Origin of the sequence: Mesorhizobium sp., assembly GCF_004962245.1 — a bacterium.
Classification (GTDB): Bacteria; Pseudomonadota; Alphaproteobacteria; order Rhizobiales; family Rhizobiaceae; genus Mesorhizobium.
The window spans coordinates 133,375-149,607 of the sequence record NZ_SUHQ01000009.1 but is presented as its reverse complement, the minus strand read 5'-3'; the positions used below and the strand labels follow the sequence as shown (position 1 = coordinate 149,607).

Annotated in this window: 13 protein-coding genes and 2 pseudogenes; 7 read left to right on the top strand and 8 right to left on the bottom strand. The window is 62.5% G+C overall.

All coding sequences use genetic code 11. The features are described from left to right. Positions 1 to 337: 337 nt before the first annotated feature. The 3 genes from E5X88_RS12050 (at position 338) to E5X88_RS12040 (ending at position 4,452) form a co-directional block, all read left to right on the top strand. A complete protein-coding gene (locus tag E5X88_RS12050) occupies positions 338 to 1,312 on the top strand; it encodes an ABC transporter substrate-binding protein (RefSeq protein WP_292161492.1) in 975 nt (324 codons plus the stop codon). Between the two features lie 75 nt (positions 1,313 to 1,387). Next, positions 1,388 to 2,473, top strand: coding sequence for a glycine betaine/L-proline ABC transporter ATP-binding protein (locus E5X88_RS12045; protein ID WP_292161491.1), 1,086 nt, complete (start codon positions 1,388 to 1,390; stop codon positions 2,471 to 2,473). Continuing rightward, complete coding sequence (locus tag E5X88_RS12040) at positions 2,470 to 4,452, top strand: proline/glycine betaine ABC transporter permease (protein ID WP_292161490.1); 1,983 nt, start codon at positions 2,470 to 2,472, stop codon at positions 4,450 to 4,452. The genes E5X88_RS12045 and E5X88_RS12040 overlap by 4 nt, the downstream gene beginning before the upstream one ends. Before the next feature lie 79 nt (positions 4,453 to 4,531). Here E5X88_RS12040 and E5X88_RS12035 read toward each other — a convergent pair whose 3' ends face one another. Beyond that, entirely contained in the window at positions 4,532 to 5,041 is a 510-nt protein-coding gene (locus E5X88_RS12035; protein ID WP_292161489.1) for a superoxide dismutase family protein, read from the bottom strand. A 278-nt stretch (positions 5,042 to 5,319) separates the two neighbouring features. On the opposite strand from E5X88_RS12035, the gene E5X88_RS12030 reads away from it, so the two are divergent. Next, positions 5,320 to 5,727, top strand: coding sequence for a VOC family protein (locus tag E5X88_RS12030; RefSeq protein ID WP_292161564.1), 408 nt, complete (start codon positions 5,320 to 5,322; stop codon positions 5,725 to 5,727). A 251-nt stretch (positions 5,728 to 5,978) separates the two neighbouring features. Here E5X88_RS12030 and E5X88_RS12025 read toward each other — a convergent pair whose 3' ends face one another. Then, positions 5,979 to 6,755 carry a sulfite exporter TauE/SafE family protein gene (locus E5X88_RS12025; RefSeq protein WP_292161488.1) on the bottom strand — a complete coding sequence of 259 codons (777 nt, stop codon included), beginning with the start codon at positions 6,753 to 6,755 and terminating at the stop codon, positions 5,979 to 5,981. A gap of 233 nt (positions 6,756 to 6,988) precedes the next feature. On the opposite strand from E5X88_RS12025, the pseudogene E5X88_RS12020 reads away from it, so the two are divergent. Next, positions 6,989 to 7,419, top strand: a pseudogene (locus E5X88_RS12020) (alpha-hydroxy acid oxidase); the annotation flags it as partial. Here the strand turns inward: E5X88_RS12020 and E5X88_RS12015 are convergent. From E5X88_RS12015 to dctP, 5 genes are all read right to left on the bottom strand, one after another. Next, a complete protein-coding gene (locus E5X88_RS12015; RefSeq protein WP_292161487.1) occupies positions 7,407 to 8,921 on the bottom strand; it encodes a malonyl-CoA synthase in 1,515 nt (504 codons plus the stop codon). The pseudogene E5X88_RS12020 and the gene E5X88_RS12015 sit on opposite strands and share 13 nt — an antisense overlap. After that, positions 8,921 to 10,348: a malonyl-CoA decarboxylase gene (locus E5X88_RS12010; protein ID WP_292161486.1), complete on the bottom strand. Its 1,428-nt coding sequence runs from the start codon at positions 10,346 to 10,348 to the stop codon at positions 8,921 to 8,923. Before E5X88_RS12010 ends, E5X88_RS12015 begins: the two co-directional genes overlap by 1 nt. Beyond that, positions 10,345 to 11,661 (bottom strand): TRAP transporter large permease, encoded by a 1,317-nt coding sequence (locus E5X88_RS12005; protein WP_292161485.1) that lies wholly within the window; start codon positions 11,659 to 11,661, stop codon positions 10,345 to 10,347. The genes E5X88_RS12010 and E5X88_RS12005 overlap by 4 nt, the downstream gene beginning before the upstream one ends. After that, complete coding sequence (locus E5X88_RS12000; RefSeq protein ID WP_292161484.1) at positions 11,658 to 12,224, bottom strand: TRAP transporter small permease subunit; 567 nt, start codon at positions 12,222 to 12,224, stop codon at positions 11,658 to 11,660. The genes E5X88_RS12005 and E5X88_RS12000 overlap by 4 nt, the downstream gene beginning before the upstream one ends. Before the next feature lie 73 nt (positions 12,225 to 12,297). Next, a complete protein-coding gene (gene dctP / locus E5X88_RS11995) occupies positions 12,298 to 13,275 on the bottom strand; it encodes a TRAP transporter substrate-binding protein DctP (RefSeq protein ID WP_292161563.1) in 978 nt (325 codons plus the stop codon). A gap of 143 nt (positions 13,276 to 13,418) precedes the next feature. Between dctP and E5X88_RS11990 the strand changes: the two genes are divergently transcribed. Then, positions 13,419 to 14,099, top strand: coding sequence for a GntR family transcriptional regulator (locus E5X88_RS11990; protein ID WP_292161482.1), 681 nt, complete (start codon positions 13,419 to 13,421; stop codon positions 14,097 to 14,099). Between the two features lie 404 nt (positions 14,100 to 14,503). After that, positions 14,504 to 14,662 (top strand): annotated as a pseudogene (locus tag E5X88_RS33640) (GFA family protein); the annotation flags it as partial. 130 nt (positions 14,663 to 14,792) lie between these two features. Here E5X88_RS33640 and E5X88_RS11980 read toward each other — a convergent pair. Next, positions 14,793 to 16,151 carry an NAD(P)/FAD-dependent oxidoreductase gene (locus tag E5X88_RS11980; protein WP_292161481.1) on the bottom strand — a complete coding sequence of 453 codons (1,359 nt, stop codon included), beginning with the start codon at positions 16,149 to 16,151 and terminating at the stop codon, positions 14,793 to 14,795. Positions 16,152 to 16,233 lie beyond the last annotated feature (82 nt).

Sequence of the window (16,233 nt, the reverse complement as noted above, 5' to 3'; positions counted from 1 at the left end):
TTTCATCCCATGAAAATGGCTTCGGCGAGCCGCTGCTTGCCGGACCGACGGCCGAGATCATGGGACCTTGATGGCTCGCACGTTCCTGAGCGCCGCAAGACCGGCGATCCACACGCGGATCGCCGCTTGCGCAGCGACCCGTCGGCAGCCATGACGCAACCCGTCCCGCACGACATCCTCATCGAATTGGGGACCGTTCCCTCTGCGCCGGCTTCAGCGCCGACAGCAATGTGGTGCCAATGGCCTTGCGCAACGACCAGCTTTTCCAACACAATAAAAAAAACACGCAACACGGGAACGAACGATAACTTCCACGCAGCTTGACAGGAGAACAAGCATGTCACTTCGGAGTATGATTTCGAGTTTATCGATGGGAGCCTTCGCGCTTGCCACGGCAAGCGTGTTGACGCCTTCAGCCTATGCGGCTGCGCCAGAATCCAACGACCCGATAAAGATCGCGCTGTTCGACTGGACCAGCGTCAATCTGAACGCAAAGATCCTCGGCGGGATCCTTGAAAAGCTTGGATACACGGTCGAGTACCCGACTGCCGACTATCTCTCCAGCCTGACCACCGGCCTTACCAATGGCGACCTCGTCGTCGCCATGGAGTTCTGGGACACGACGGCCGGCGAAGCCATGAAGGCCTCGGATGCGACCGGGCAGACCGAACGCCTCGGCGCGCTCGGGCCCAAGGCCAAGGAGGAATGGTGGTATCCCGAATACATGAAGGAGAAATGCCCGGGCCTGCCAAACTGGGAAGCGCTGAAGGACCCGAAATGCGCCGAGGCCTTCTCGACCGCGGAAACGGCGCCGAACGGCCGCTATCTCGGTGGTCCCGTGACATGGGAAGGTTTTGACGACGAGCGTGCCGCGGCACTGAAACTGCCCTTCACCGTCATCCATGCCGGCACCGACGCGGCGATGTTCGCCGAACTGGATTCGGCCTATCAGCGCAAGGCGCCGATCATGCTGTGGGTCTACTCGCCGCATTGGGCGCCGGCCAAGTACAAGGGCGAATGGGTCGAATTCCCCGACTATACGCCGGAGTGCTACAACGACCCGAAATGGGGCGTGAACCCCGATGAGAAGTATGACTGCGGCAAGCCGCATGGCGAGATCTGGAAATACTCCTGGGCCGGCATGAAGGACAAATGGCCGGTCGCCTACAAGGTCGCGAAAAACTACACGATCGATACCGAAGAGCTCAACAAGATGAGCGGCGAGATCGACCTCGACGGCAAGACGCCGGAAGACGTCGCTGCTGCCTGGATCGCCGCCCACGAAGCCGACTGGAAAGCCTGGGCCGAGTGATCGTTCCAACTGGAAACTGCGAGACCCGGCCCTTTGTGGCCGGGTCTCTATCCCATATTCCAGAAGGACGATTGCATGGCCGATACGACTGAACAGGTGCAGCAAGCGGCAGGCCCGCCGAGGGATGCCCGCCCGATAAAGCTCGCCTGCCGCAACGTCTGGAAGCTGTTCGGGGCGAACGCCGTCAATTTCATCCGCCAGCGCGACGGCAAGGCCAGCATGACGGATGTCGCGGCCGCCGGGCTGGTCGGTGCCGTGCGCGCCGTCGACCTCGAAATCCGCCAGGGCGAGATCTTCATCATCATGGGCCTGTCCGGCTCCGGCAAATCGACGCTGGTGCGCTGCATGTCGCGGCTGGTCGAGCCGACGCATGGCAAGGTCGAATTCGAGGGCAAGGATCTCCTCAAGATCTCCGATGCCGCGCTGATCGAGTTGCGGCGCCACCGCATGGGCATGGTGTTCCAGAATTTCGCCCTGCTGCCGCATCTGAACGTGCTGGAGAACATCGCCTTTCCACTGGGCATCCAGGGGCAGGACCGGCCGACGCGCGAAAAGCGGGCACGCGAGGTCATCGAGCTTGTCGGCTTGCGCGGCCGCGAGCATTTCTATCCGCGCGAGCTTTCCGGCGGCCAGCAGCAGCGTGTCGGCATCGCCCGCAGCCTCGCCACCAAGCCGGAGATCTGGTTCCTCGACGAGCCGTTCTCGGCGCTCGATCCGCTGATCCGCCGCGAGATGCAGGACGAGCTGATGCGGCTGCAGACCATGCTGCACAAGACCATCGTCTTCATCACCCATGATTTCGACGAAGCCATCCGGCTGGCCGACCGCATCGCCATCATGAAGGACGGCGAGGTCATCCAGATCGGCACGCCGGAAGAATTGGTGGTCAATCCGGCGACCGACTATGTCGCCGAATTCACCCGCGACGTCGACCGCGCCAAGGTGATCTCGGCGCGAAGCCTGATGCGCGCCTGCGACGGCACTGAGCATGGCGGCGTGGTCGCGCCGGATGCCAAGATCGCCAGTTTTTCGGCTGATATCGTCTCAGTCGGCAAGCCGTTCGCGGTGGTCAACGGCGCCGGCAAGCCGATCGGCGAAGTCACGCCGCAAGCGGTGATCGATCTACTGGCAGGCATCGAGCGCTCCGGAGCCGGCGCATGACGGTGACGGCAAGCACCAACGAAGCGAGATCGCGGCCGGTTCAGATCTGGCTGGTGGTCTGGGCCTGCGCCCTTGCCGCCGTGCTTGTCGTGTTCCTGCTGCAGGACAGGCTGCCTTGGGCGGTCAATTATCCGGCCAGCGCAGTCGTTCCCGTCGCCGACTGGGTCAGCGCACTGATGAACTGGGTGAAGCGGAACCTGGCCTGGCTGACGCGGTCAATCACCACGGTGCTCGGCGTGCCGCTCGATTTCGCGCTCAGTCTGCTGGCCAAGAATTTCAAGATCGGCCATGGCGCGAATATGATCGTCTTGCCGCGCCTGTCCTGGGTTGGCGTCTGCATTGCTGCATTCCTGGCCGGACGCGCCGCCGGCGGCTGGAAGCTCGGCGCGCTGGTTGGCGGCTGTTTCCTCTACATCGCGCTGTTCGGCCAATGGACCAGCGCCATGCTGACGCTCGGGCTGATCGCCATCGCCGTGCCGTTCTGCATCGTCACAGGATTGTTCGTCGGCATATGGGCGTGGCGCAAGCCATGGGCGGAGAGGCTGTTGATCTCCCCTGCCCTCGACCTGATGCAGACCATCCCGACCTTCGCTTATCTGATCCCGATGCTGCTGCTGTTCGGCAACAGTCCGGTTTCGGCGATGATCGCGACGGCCATTTTCGCTACGCCGCCGATGGTGCGCGCGACAATGCTGGGGCTGTCGCGGGTGCCGTCCGAGATCGACGATTTCAGCGAGATGGCCGGCTGCACGGCGCGGCAGAAACTGTGGCGCGTTCTCTTGCCGTCGGCGCGCCCGACGCTGATGGTCGGCGTCAACCAGGTGATCATGCTGGCGCTCAACATGGTCATCATCGCCTCGATGATCGGCGCCGGCGGCCTTGGCTACGACGTGCTTTTGGCGTTGCGCGCGCTGAAGGTCGGCGAGGCGATGGAAGCCGGCCTCGCCATCGTCGCGCTGGCGATCGCGCTCGATCGGCTGAGCCAGGCGCTCGCGCGCAATCACGCCAAGGGCCATGCCTATCAGGAGGTGAGCCCAATCTTCTGGCGGCGCTACCCCAATCTGACGCTGGCCATCGCTATTCTCACCGCCACCACGCTGCTCGGTTTGTTCGTGCCTGCGTTCGCGGCATTGCCGAAGGCGATGACCCTCACCACCGCGCCGCTGTGGAAGGCGGCGGTGAGTTGGATCACGATCAATTTCTTCGACACGATCGAGGCGTTCCGCGTGGCGCTCATCCTCAACGTGCTGAACCCGGTGCGCGCCTTCTGCGAGGGTTTCCCGTGGCTCGGCGCGGTGTTCCTGCTTGGCCTTGCCGGCTACCAGCTTGGCGGCCTGCGCCTGGCCACCCTGGTCGCGGCGCTGACCGCCTTCTGCGCGGTGACCGGGCTCTGGGAAAAGACCATGGCAACGGTCTATCTGTGCGGCATCTCGGCCTTCATCGCTTGCCTGATCGGCATCCCGATCGGGCTGATGGCATCGCGCAGCGACCGTGTCGAGAAGATCGTCACCCCGGTGATCGACACGCTGCAGGTGCTGCCGTCGTTCTGCTTCATCATTCCGGTGGTGATGCTGTTCCGGGTCGGCGACGTGACGGCGATGATCGCGACCGTTGCCTTCGCGGTGGTGCCGGCCATCCGCTACACCAATCACGGCATCCGGCAGGTGCCGCCGGCACTGATCGAGGCGGCAAAGGTGTCGGGCTGCACCAAGCGCCAGACGTTCCTGCGCGTGCAGCTGCCGCTGGCGCTGCCCGAGATCATGCTCGGCGTCAACCAGACGATCCTGATGGCGCTGGCGATGATCATCATCTGCGCCATGGTCGGCACGCGCGATCTCGGCCAGGAGGTCTTCATCGCGCTGTCCAAGGCCGATTCCGGCCGCGGCATCGTCGCCGGACTGGCCATCGCCTTCATCGGCATCATCGCCGACCGGCTGTTCAACGCCTGGACGGCCAAGGCACGAGCAAGGCTGGGGTAGCCGGAAATAAAGGATTGCCGAGGCTGAAGATCCGGTCAGATCATATGCCGGACAGGTCCTTACCCTGCTCGCGAGCTTCTCATTCAATCACGGCGCAGGCCTGACGTTTTCCGGCATCGCCGGCAGGTTGGCTTTTATAGTCGTCCTGTCCGCCGTGGATCATCAATGCCTTGCCTCGTATCGCCGTTTCTCCACCATCCAGCTTGACCATGCTGTTGAAAGCCTGGGCACGCAAAACGCCGTCGGCGCCGACCCGCTGATTTGGCATATCGCCCGCATGCGGGCCCTTTGCTGTGAGATATCCATGTTCGGCATTTGTCGGATTGAAGTGCCCACCTGCCGAGTCATGGCCGGTCTGATGATCGCACTTTCCAGTTTCATGAACATGGAACGCGATCCATTCGCCCGCCGGCAGTCCCGGCACCTCCAACGCTATCAGCACACCCTGCGCCGTCTCGGTCAGCGTGGCCGTTCCGTTCTTCTCGCCAGCCATGTTGACGAATTCGGCTTTCGCAGTCGCGGTGTCCTGGGCCGCTGCAGGCACCGCGACTGCCAGTGCCAAACCTGTTGTTGCAAGCAATTTCTTCATCGACCTGGCCTCCGGTTGTCCAAGGAAGCCAAACAACAAAAGGGTCTCTTCGTTCCATTTGGGAAACGAGTTTACCTCTGCCCGTTCCACGGATTGTAAGCGTCCGGTCCCGTGCACGTTCTTTCCTGTAGTGCAAAATCGAAACATGTCGGGTTCCTTCGTTGCATGGAGAATCCCCGGTGAATTTGAGACATTTCGAGAATATTGATCCTGCTCAATCCGTTCTTCAGCCGAATCGACTACAAGCTGCGCGGGATTTGCCGAAGAAGGACAGGGTCATGATCGATCACATGGGCATCAGTGCACGCGACTTCGAATCCTCTCGCCGTTTTTATGATGCCGCGCTCACGCCGCTCGGCGTCGCGACCATGATGGAAGTGACCCCCGAAGAAAGCGGCGGCTATCACGGCATCGGCTATGGGAAGGATGGCAAGCCTTTCTTCTGGCTGTCCAACGACGTCCATCATGTCGCGACGGACGGCGCTCGCGGGACGGGCATCCACATCGCTTTTGCGGCCGAAAACCGGGCCGCTGTTGACGCCTATTACGCCGCCGCTATGGCGCATGGCGGACGTGACAACGGCCCGCCGGGCATCAGAGCACATTATCATCCAACCTATTACGCGGCGTTCGTGATCGATCCGGATGGCTTTAACGTCGAGGCGGTCTGCCACACGCCAGAATAAGCTGGCGCTTGCGCCAAAGGATTGGTCCCTCTGCCCGGTGAGCAACACGGTCAAACTCTACAGGGTCGAAATCCTAACTCGCCGACAGCTTCCAGCGCAGGCACGACGGTCATACCCTCAATCGCCTCGACGCGCTGCCCTCGGCTTGGAAGGGCCGCGAATCCTGTCAAGGGACGACATCATGTGTGGTCCCCCGAATGCACACCGCGGATTGCCGGGCATGCGAGCTGGAGTTTCACGACGTCGGCTTTTTACACCATTTCCAGCAGTTCCGCGGTTTGCCAGCCTGCCAGCATTATGATGAGAACACCAACCAGCCCGAGAAGCGTCTCTTCCGCGATTGACTTCACTACCAATCCGGCAATCGGCGCTGCGACCACGCCGCCAAGGATCAGGCCGGCAACGGGAACTAGATTTTCTGTCAGCTCTCCTGCCTCCTCCCAATGGCCGGTCAGCAACGCAAACAGGAAGGTTAGAGACACCGAGAGCGTGATGAGGAACTCGCTGGCATTTACCGTGCCGATGACGTAGCGCGGCGTCCCGCCAAAACCGAGAAGGCCTGTCGTCACCATGGGTCCCCATCCGCCACCCCCTGCGGCGTCGAGAAATCCGCCGCCAAGTCCGAGAGGAGCTACCGCGCCTACAGGGATCGGCTTGCTTGGGATTCGCCGGAACGAGCGGAACAGGAGCCAGGCTCCGACGAGCGCAAGGTATGTGGTCACATACGGCCTCATGATGGCCCCTTCAAACGACGTCAGCACAAAAGCGCCGAGAACGCCGCCGAGCACGCCAAACGGCATCAGCCGCCAGAAAAGTTTCCAGTCGATGTTGCGGTGATAGATGTGAGCCGAACCGGAGGCCGCGGTGGTAAACAGTTCAGCCGCGTGAACTGAAGCCGAAGCGTGTGCAGGAGACACGCCAAATCCCAGCAGCGTTGTCGAGCAAACCACGCCGTAGGCCATGCCGAGAGCCCCGTCCACGGCTTGGCCTACAAACCCCACGAGCGCGAAGAGAATGAAGTCTTGCATTCGGCTCTCCAACAAAGTGCGGGCCGTAATTGGCGAAAGGGCAACCCGCTGCCTGCAACGCATGCAATTCTGTCCTTATGCTTCCACAATTCACCAAACGCCTGGCATCAACAATGGTGACGACGAACGGGACCTTCCAAGTCGTATGGTATCGTCAATTGCCGACCTTGCCGCTACGTCTCCAAAGCCGACCTTCTCCCCACGGCTGGGTCGACCCGTTGCGGTGTCTATCGTTGCAGCACTGGGGCGGACAATTCTGCCTGAAAGGCATCATGTCGGTCGAGGATGCCAAGCGTGCGGTCGAGATTGGCTGCACCGGAATGTCCTCTCCAGTCACGGCGGTCGCCAACTCGACGGCTCGCGTACCGCGTTCGACCAGCTTGCCGAGATCGTCGATGCGGTGGGAGACAGAATCGACGTGATGATGGATGGTGGCGTGCGGCGCGGCACCCACGTTCTCAAGGCGCTTTCGCTGGGCACAAAGGCCGTCGGATTGGGCCGCTACTATCTGTTCCCCTTGGCGGCCGCCGGGCAGCGCGGCGTCGAACGCGCGCTGGAATTGATGCACATCGAGATCGAGCGTGGCATGAAGCTGATGGGCTGCACCTCGGTCAGCGAACTCACTCGACGGAACCTGCGCTTCCGTCGGGTTCAGCCGCTGTAGAGATTCTTGTAGCGCTCGCGCAGCACGTTCTTCTGCACCTTACCCATCGTGTTGCGCGGCAAGTCTTCGACGAACAGCACTTTCTTCGGCTGCTTGTAGCGCGCCAGCCGCGACTTCAGCCCATCCAGCACCACCGCTTCATCGATCGCGGCGTCAGGCTGCTTGACGATCACGGCGGTAACGCCCTCGCCGAAATCAGGATGCGGCACGCCGATCACGGCGCTCTCGACCACGCCGGACAACTGGTCGATCTCGGACTCGACCTCCTTGGGATAGATATTGTAGCCGCCGGAGATCACGAGGTCCTTGCCCCGACCGACGATGTGGACATAGCCGCGACCGTCGACCAGACCGAGATCGCCGGTGATGAAAAAGCCGTCGGAGCGGAACTCGGCGGCTGTCTTTTCCGGCATGCGCCAGTAGCCCTTGAACACGTTGGGGCCACGAACCTCGATCATCCCCGTCTCGCCTTGGGCCACGGTCACGCCTGTCTCGGGGTCGACAATCCTCAGGTCGACGCCCGGAAGCGGGAAGCCGACCGTGCCGGCCACGCGCTCACCATCATATGGGTTCGACGTGTTCATGTTCGTTTCGGTCATGCCGTAGCGTTCGAGGATAGCGTGGCCGGTCTTCTCGCTGAAAAGCCGGTGCGTCTCCGCGAGTAGCGGCGCCGAACCGGATACGAAGAGCCGCATCCCGGCGGTCGCCTCCCGCGTCAGGCCGGGATGCTGGACCAGCCGGACATAGAAGGTCGGCACGCCCATCATCGCTGTCGCGGTGGCCATCAGGCGCAACGCTTCGTCGGCGTCGAACTTCGGCAGAAAAAACATCGATGCGCCGGCGAGCAGGATAACGTTCGAGGCGACGAACAGCCCGTGGGTGTGGAAGATCGGCAGCGCGTGGATCAGCCGGTCCCGCGCCGTGAAGCGCCAATGATCCCGCAGCGTCATCGCGTTCGACAGCAGATTGTCGTGCGTCAGCATGGCGCCCTTCGACCGGCCGGTCGTGCCCGACGTGTAGAGGATGGCGGCGAGGTCATCGGGACCGCGCGCCGCGTCGGCGAATCCGGCGGAGAAGCCGTCGATACCGTCGAGCAGCGAACCGCCGCCGCGATTGTCGAGCGTTTCGAGCCTCGCCCCGTGGGCTGCCGCTACCGGCCCCACGCCGGCGGCCGAGGTCGGCGGCACCACGACCAGGGCCGGTTCGGCGTCGCCGATGAAATAATCGAGCTCGGCGAGCGTGTAGGCGGTGTTGAGCGGCAGGTAGACCGCGCCGGCGCGCAGGCAGGCGAGGTAAAGCATCAACGCTTCGGGACTTTTCTCGACCTGCACGGCGACCCGGTCGCCGGGTTTTACGCCCAGCGCCAGGAGTCGGCCGGCAAGGCGGCCCGAAAAGTCGAGCATGTCGCCATAGGTCCACACGCTTCCGTCCGCCGTGATGATAAAGGCCGCATCGCGCGCGGCGGTCGCGCTGCGCACGGCGTCGAACATGTGGTTGTTCATCACGTCAGTTCCCTGGTCCCCTTGCCGGCCGCGGTCTTCGCCCCGACCGGCCGCTCCCGCGGAGGCGCGCGCAGCACCGCAAGCGCCCGCTGCGGCCTGTCCGCGCGCAGCAGGCGGCGAATACCCTGGGCCGCCACGACTTCGCCCCTGCCCGAGAAAGCCTCATGATTGGTCTCGATATCATCGAGCTTGTACAGATAGTTCACCATCAGCCCGTGTGCCTGGCGCATGCCGGAAGCCGATTTGTCAGCGAGAAAGTTGATGCGCTCAAGGCGTGCGCCATTGCCGAGATGGAAGCGCGCCACCGGGTCGACCGGCTTGCCCTGGGCGTTGCGGGCACGCAGGAAGTACCAGGCGGCGGCGGCGGTAAGAGCGGGCTGCACCGCCGTGGTCGCGGCGGGAACCGAAAGCCAGTCCTCATCGTCCAGCGCCGCGAGCACCGCCCGATCGGTGTCATCGATCGCATCCGAGGCTTCCGCCTGCCGCTCGCGTGCCAGCCATTGCGCAAAGCCCGGCGCCGGCGACAAGGTGACGAAAGTGTCGAGATTCGGCAGTTCCCGGCGCAGATCCTCGACCACCTGCTTGATCAGGAAGTTACCGAAGGAAATGCCGCGCAGCCCCTGCTGACAGTTGGAAATAGAATAAAACACAGCCGTGGTGGCCTCGGCCGCGGCGATCGCCGCCCGGTCCTCGCGCAGAACGTCGGCGATCGCGGCCGGAGTGGAACGGGTAAGCGCCACTTCGACGAAGATCAGCGGCTCATCGACCAGTTGCGGATGAAAAAAAGCGAAGCAGCGACGGTCGTCGGGAGCCAGACGCCTGCGCAACTCGTCCCAGCCGTCGATCTGATGCACCGCTTCGTAGCGGATGATCTTCTCCAGGATATCGGCTGGCGTCGACCAGCTGATCGGACGCAGCACCAGAAAGCCGCGGTTGAACCATGACCCGAACAGATGCGCGAAATCGGCATCGACGGCGTCGAGATCCCGCTGGGCGGACTTCATCGCCAGGAGATTTTCGCGCATGCGCACCAGCGTCGCGATGCCGTTCGGAGCAAGATTGAGCCGGCGGATCAATTCCTGCCGCCTGGGCTCGGCGGCGGAATGCAGTTCCAGCAGCGCCTGCGGCGTCCTTAGCTCGCGGTAGCCGTCTATGGCCTTATCGAGCCGCGCGGCGTCGGGCCCGAACCTCTCCAGCAGCATCACCATGAAGTCCCGGCGCTGCTCCTTGTCGAACCGCGACCAGCGGTCGAGAATGGTCTCCGCCAGAGCCATGCCGGACGCCTCGCCGTGGCTCGAAAGCAGCGTCTCGCAAATCGCTTCGACACCGCCGGCGCCCACCTCTTCCTTGCCGCTCAGCGACAGGAAGCGGCGGCCGCGTTCGGCAATGATCTGCAGCATGTCGCCGAGCAGTGAAACGCCGTTCATATCGCTGCCCCCATCATCTGGTTCGGAAGGCATGTGGCGAGGCCGGGGAAGATGCACAAGATCAGGATCGCCAGAAACATTACCAGCACATAGGGCAATGCGCCCCACAGGATCTGGCGCGTCGGAATGTCAGGCGCGATGGCATTGATGACGAAGAGATTGAGGCCAACCGGCGGCGTGATCAGGCCGACCTCCATGTTGATGGTGAGGACGATCGCGAACCAGTACGGATCGAAGCCCGCCTGCGTGACGATCGGGAACAGCATCGGCGCCGTCATGACGATCACCGCCACAGGCGGCAGGAACATTCCGGCGACCAGCAGGAAAATATTGATCACGCCCATCAACACCCAACGATTGACCTCCAGATCAGCGATCGCGGCAGCGATCGACTGGGTGATGAACAGCGACGAAAGCGCAAAGGCGAACAGTTCGGCCGCCGCCATGATCATCATGATCATCACGCTCTCGCGCATCGCCGAGCCGAAGATGCCGGCGACAGGGCGGAAGCGGAACAGCCGATAAGCGACGATCACCACGGCCAAGGTGAGCAGCGCGCCGGCGCCGGCCGCTTCCGACGGCGTCGCGAGGCCGCCGTAGAGCACGTAGAGCGTTCCCGCGATGATGAGCAGGAACGGCAATACGCGCGGCATGCCCGCCAGTTTCTCGCGCAGCGTGAACCGCACCGCGCGCGCGCCGAAGTCATAGCCCTTGCGCTTGCAGTCGATTACCGCCCAGATCATGAACATGATTGTGAGCATCAGCCCGGGAATGACGCCCGCCATGAACAGTCGTCCGATCGAGGTCTCGGTGGCGATGCCGTAGACGATCAGGGTCACGGATGGTGGAATGAGGATGCCAAGTGTGCCGCCGGCGGCGATCGAGCCACTGGCGACGGACGTCGGATAGCCGCGGCGGAGCATCTCGGGAATGCCCATCTTGCCGATGGCGGCGCAGGTCGCCGGCGACGAACCTGTCATGCCGGAGAAGATGGCGCAGGCGCCGATGTTGGACAGGACCAACCCGCCGGGGATGCGGTTCAGCCAGCGATCGAGCGCGGTATAGAGATCCGCGCCGGCCGGCGATGACGCGACCGCCGCGCCCATCAGCACGAACATCGGGATCGAGACATAAGCGAGATTGGCGATGCCCGAGAACATTGTCTCGGATAGGACATAGACGACACCCGGGCCGCTCTGCAGGAACAGGGCAGAAACGGCGGCCAGGCCAAGTGCGAAGGCGATCGGCATGCCCGTCCCCAGCAGCACGAACAAGGCGACGATGATCGTCAGGCCAGCGAAAGTCGGGCTCATGGCGGGGTCTCCGTAGACGGCGAAACGGCGGCCGCGGCTTCGAGCGCCTCCGCAGGCACATGAGTTGGCGCTGGCGCAGCACCTCCTGACAGCAGGATGAGGATCTGCGCCACATATTGCAGGCACAACATGCCGAAACCCAGCGGAAGAGCCGAAACCGGTATCCAAAGGGGCGGCGCCCAGACGCTGGAATGGCGCCAGCCGCCGACCCAGGTCTCCTGGAACTGGAGCCAGCTCGCATACAGCATGATGGCGCAAAACAGCAGCCCGAGCAGGCTGGCGACGATTCGCATCACGTGGCGAGTGCGCTCAGTGACCACCATCTCGACCACGTCGACCCCGACATGTCCGCCCTTGAGCAACACGTAAGGTGCGCCGAGGAACATCGCGCCGGTCGCGGCAAACACCACGAAGTCCGACTGCCAGATCGTCGCGGCCCGGAACAGATAGCGGATGAAGATCATCTGGCAGACGACGAGCATCGCGGCGATCAGCAGCAGCGTCGCGACAACCGCGAATGCCCGTGACAGGCCACCGATCGACCTGATGTAGAGTTGTAACATGCCGATCCTCCCAGCAATGCACGGGGCCTGCCATCCGCCGGAGAGGCGGTAGCAGCCAGCGTGGATCGCGCTATTACTGGACGGCAAGAGCCTTCTCGATCAGCTTGTCTCCGCCGGGCACCTTCTCGGCGAACTCCTTATAGGAAGACTGCTTTGCCAGTTCGAGCCAGGCGTCGTAGTCGGCCTTCGACATTTCGACGACTTCGACGCCCGCCTTCTTGTAGGTGTCGATCATGATCTGGTCGCCCTTGCGAACTTCCTCGTTGAAGAAGGCTTCAGCCTTCTCGCCAGCCGCGCGGATCGCATTCTGCTGATCGGCGTTGAGACTGTCGAATACCTTCTTCGAGATCAGCACCGGCTCGTACATGAACCATAGCGCGTTCTCGCCGGGCGCCGTGAGGCATTTCGCGTGCTCGTAGAGCCGAAAGGATACAAAGCTGGCCGAAGAGGTGTTGGCCGCGTCAAGCACGCCAGTCTGCATGCCGGTGTAGATTTCGGATGAGGGCATGGACGAGATCGACGCGCCGGCAGCGACGAGCATCTGCTCGAAGGCCGGGCCGGCGGCGCGGATGACTTGGCCCTTGACCGTGTCTGGCGTGGTGATGCAGCCCTTCTTGGAAGCGAAAGCGCCGGACAGCCAGGCATCGGAAATCACCAGTGCCCCGGCGTTCTCGATGACCTTCTTGATGTCGGTCATGAATTCGGAATCGTTGAGCCGCTTGGCGCGGTCGAAATTACCGACCAGACCCGGCATCAGCGTCGCCGAGAACTCCGGATGGCGGCCGGACGCGTAGTCGAGCGGGAATGATGTCATATCCAGCAGGCCGCGCGTGACGGCGTTCCACTGGTCATTGGCCTTGTAGAGCGAGGCGCCCGGATATACCTGGACCTCGAGGCCGACATTGGCGGCGGTCACCTCTCGGGCAATGATCTGCACCATCTCGTCGCGGATATCGCCCTTGCCACCTGGAAACTGATGCGACGCCTTCAGGATCGTCTGGGCGCCGGCGACCCCGCCAATGAGGCAGGCGGCCGCGACGAGGCCCGAAATTTTCAGCACCTTCTTGATTTTCTGCACTGCAACCTCCCTTGAATTCCGGACCTCCCGCCCGGTTGCGATGATTGTTTGTCGCTCTTGCGTGCAATGTCAACAGTCTTGTATACATAAGCTGCGAACTGGACCCAATCATCCGCATGACCAGCAACACGTTCCACAAACTGCGCGACCAGATCGAAAATGGAATCATCACCGGCGAGTTCGCGCCCGGTGAACGCCTCGACGAGGTTCAACTCGCCACGCGTTTTGGAGTCTCGCGGACACCAATCCGGGAAGCGCTGATGCAGTTGAGCGCCATCGGCCTGGTCGAGGCCAGGCCACGGCGCGGCGCCGTGGTCGTCGATCCTGGACCGAACCGTATCTACGAAATGTTCGAGGTGATGGCGGAACTCGAAGGCATGGCGGGAGCGATGGCCGCCCGGCGCCATACCGAGGAGGACCGCGCGGCGCTGCTGGCGAGCCATGAGCGGTGCGAACTCTCGGTGGCGAGCGAGGACACCGATTCCTACTACTACGACAACGAAGTCTTCCACCACGCCATCTACACGGCAAGCCACAGCACCTTCCTCGCCGACCAATGCGCCGCGCTGCATCGGCGGCTGCGCCCCTACCGGCGTCTGCAGTTGCGCGTCCGCAACCGCGTCAAGGTGTCGATCGGCGAACACGCGGGCATCGTCCAGGCAATCCTCGACGGCGACGAGGCAGCAGCGCGTGAGCGTCTACGCGACCATATCGCGGTTCAAGGCGACCGGTTCAGCGACCTCGTCTCCAATCTCAGTCGACGGGATGGCAACAAGACAGCCCGGCCGCCTCAGTGACGGCATAGGCCACGTGAAATCGTTTGCGATACGGACAAAGGCGCCGGCGAGTGGTCGGCAGCGCTCCCAAAAATTGAGCTTCGTGCCGGCAAAGTTGCGCCATGAACCGTCGATCGGCAATGCTTCTTTGAGAGTGTGCTTTGGGGACTCGCTGCTCAGGCCGTCTGCGTTCTGAGAGCCTATGGTATGCCGCGTTCAGCCCGGATGCGATGAAACATTGACAATCCTGGCGCGCCGCAGCCACGTTCCGGCCTGCGTTCCCCGACCATGGGAGAGATCAGTGACCAGCCGAACAGCTCGCTGCGCCTGCGGCCAACTGCAAATGCGCTGCAGACAGGAACCCACCAAGGTGTCGCTTTGCCATTGCCTGGAGTGTCAGCGGCGAACCGGAAGCCCGTTCGGCATTGCCGCATTTTTTTTTGAAGCCGGGTCGACGGAGATCGCCGGGTCTTCCCCGCACGTATCAGCGCAGTTCCGACAGCGGATTTCCAGTCACATTCCATTTCTGTGGCACGTGCGGCTCGACAGTCTTCTGGTATCCATCGCGAAAACCCGCAGCCGTAGCCGTCGCCGTGGGCTGTTTCGCCGACCCTTTGTTCCCGCAGCCCACGCAGGCCGTGTATGGCGAAAGCCGCCATGGGTGGTCGTGGCGCCGGCCTGACTGCAACTTCCTCGCCGCAGCATGGGTTGCCGCTACTCCGCCGCCACCCCCTTCACCTCGAGATAGCTCTCCATCGAATCGTCCATCGCCTGCAGCCAGGGCGTGTGGTGCAGCGGCGCCATGGTGCCGGTCATCAGCGAGCGGTAGGCGTTGTCGCGGAAACCCATGATGTCTTCCAATTTGTGGTGCTCCCACTCCATGAAGGTCTGATTGACAGCCTCGACATCGAATCCCGGATAGTCGGTCTGCTCCATCAACTCCTTGGTGTAGTCGCCCTGGAACCAGATCATCTGCTCGGCGTCCTCCAGCGTTTCCTCACGCGCCCGCCATCTCCTGCCGTGTTCCGCCATCGCCTCGGCCGAAGGCAGCTTTATGCGACCCATGATGACGTCGCGCGCGAACCATGCCTGCGCGTCGAACATGTTGAAGGTGTAGAACTGGTCCTGCATGCCGATATAGAACAGTTGCGGGTTCTTCTCCCAGACGACGCCTTCATAGAGCCCGTCCGGCCACATGCGGTTGGCGGTCTTGAGCTTCAGATCGTCGGTGAGGAACGGGAACGAATGCAGGTATCCGGTGCACAGGATGATGGCGTCGACATCCTTGGTGGAGCCGTCCTTGAAATGCGCGGTCTTGCCGACGACCTTCTGCAGCAGCGGCACTTCCTTCCAGTTGTCGGGCCATTTGAAGCCCATCGGCTTCGAGCGGTAGCTGGAGGTGATCGATTTGGCGCCGTATTTGTAGCATTGCGAGCCGATATCCTCGGCCGAATAGGAGCGGCCGATAATCAGGATATCCTTGTCCTTGAATTCCATGGCGTCGCGGAAATCGTGGCTGTGCAGGATGCGCCCGTTGAACGTCGAAAAACCCTCGAAATAAGGGACGTTGGGCACGGAAAAATGCCCTGAGGCAACGACAACGTTGTCGAACTCTTCCGAATAGGTGACGTCGTTGGTGCGGTCATGCGCGGTGACGGTGAACTTTTTCGTCTCGTCGGAGAAGGTCACCATGCGCACCGGGCTATTGAAGCGCACCCATTTGCGCACGCCGGATTTTTCGACGCGACCCTTGATATAATCCCACAGCACGGCGCGCGGCGGATAGGAGCCGATCGGCCGCCCGAAATGCTCCTCGAACGTATAGTCGGCGAATTCGAGGCACTCCTTCGGTCCGTTCGACCAGAGGTAACGGTACATCGAGCCATGCACCGGATCGCCATGCTCGTCGAGGCCGGTGCGCCAGGTGTAATTCCACAGGCCGCCCCAGTCGGACTGCTTTTCGAAGCAGACGACTTCCGGAATGTCCGCGCCCTTGTCGGCAGCCGACTTGAAGGCTCGAAGCTGGGCCAGGCCGGACGGTCCGGCTCCGATGACGGCAACACGACTTTTCATTCCGGGCCTCCCGACTCATTTCTCTAACGAAACAAATTTCACTGAGAGGATAGTAATTCGCCGTTCAATGCTGTCAACAGCC

Coding starts and splice junctions, on each gene's coding strand:
- E5X88_RS11980 (WP_292161481.1), bottom strand. CDS start 16,151: ATGAAAAGTCGTGTTGCCGTCATCGGAGCCGGACCGTCCGGCCTGGCC.
- E5X88_RS12010 (WP_292161486.1), bottom strand. CDS start 10,348: ATGAACGGCGTTTCACTGCTCGGCGACATGCTGCAGATCATTGCCGAA.
- E5X88_RS12015 (WP_292161487.1), bottom strand. CDS start 8,921: ATGAACAACCACATGTTCGACGCCGTGCGCAGCGCGACCGCCGCGCGC.
- E5X88_RS11990 (WP_292161482.1), top strand. CDS start 13,419: ATGACCAGCAACACGTTCCACAAACTGCGCGACCAGATCGAAAATGGA.
- E5X88_RS12005 (WP_292161485.1), bottom strand. CDS start 11,661: ATGAGCCCGACTTTCGCTGGCCTGACGATCATCGTCGCCTTGTTCGTG.
- E5X88_RS12045 (WP_292161491.1), top strand. CDS start 1,388: ATGGCCGATACGACTGAACAGGTGCAGCAAGCGGCAGGCCCGCCGAGG.
- E5X88_RS12050 (WP_292161492.1), top strand. CDS start 338: ATGTCACTTCGGAGTATGATTTCGAGTTTATCGATGGGAGCCTTCGCG.
- E5X88_RS12030 (WP_292161564.1), top strand. CDS start 5,320: ATGATCGATCACATGGGCATCAGTGCACGCGACTTCGAATCCTCTCGC.
- E5X88_RS12040 (WP_292161490.1), top strand. CDS start 2,470: ATGACGGTGACGGCAAGCACCAACGAAGCGAGATCGCGGCCGGTTCAG.
- E5X88_RS12025 (WP_292161488.1), bottom strand. CDS start 6,755: ATGCAAGACTTCATTCTCTTCGCGCTCGTGGGGTTTGTAGGCCAAGCC.
- E5X88_RS12035 (WP_292161489.1), bottom strand. CDS start 5,041: ATGAAGAAATTGCTTGCAACAACAGGTTTGGCACTGGCAGTCGCGGTG.
- E5X88_RS12000 (WP_292161484.1), bottom strand. CDS start 12,224: ATGTTACAACTCTACATCAGGTCGATCGGTGGCCTGTCACGGGCATTC.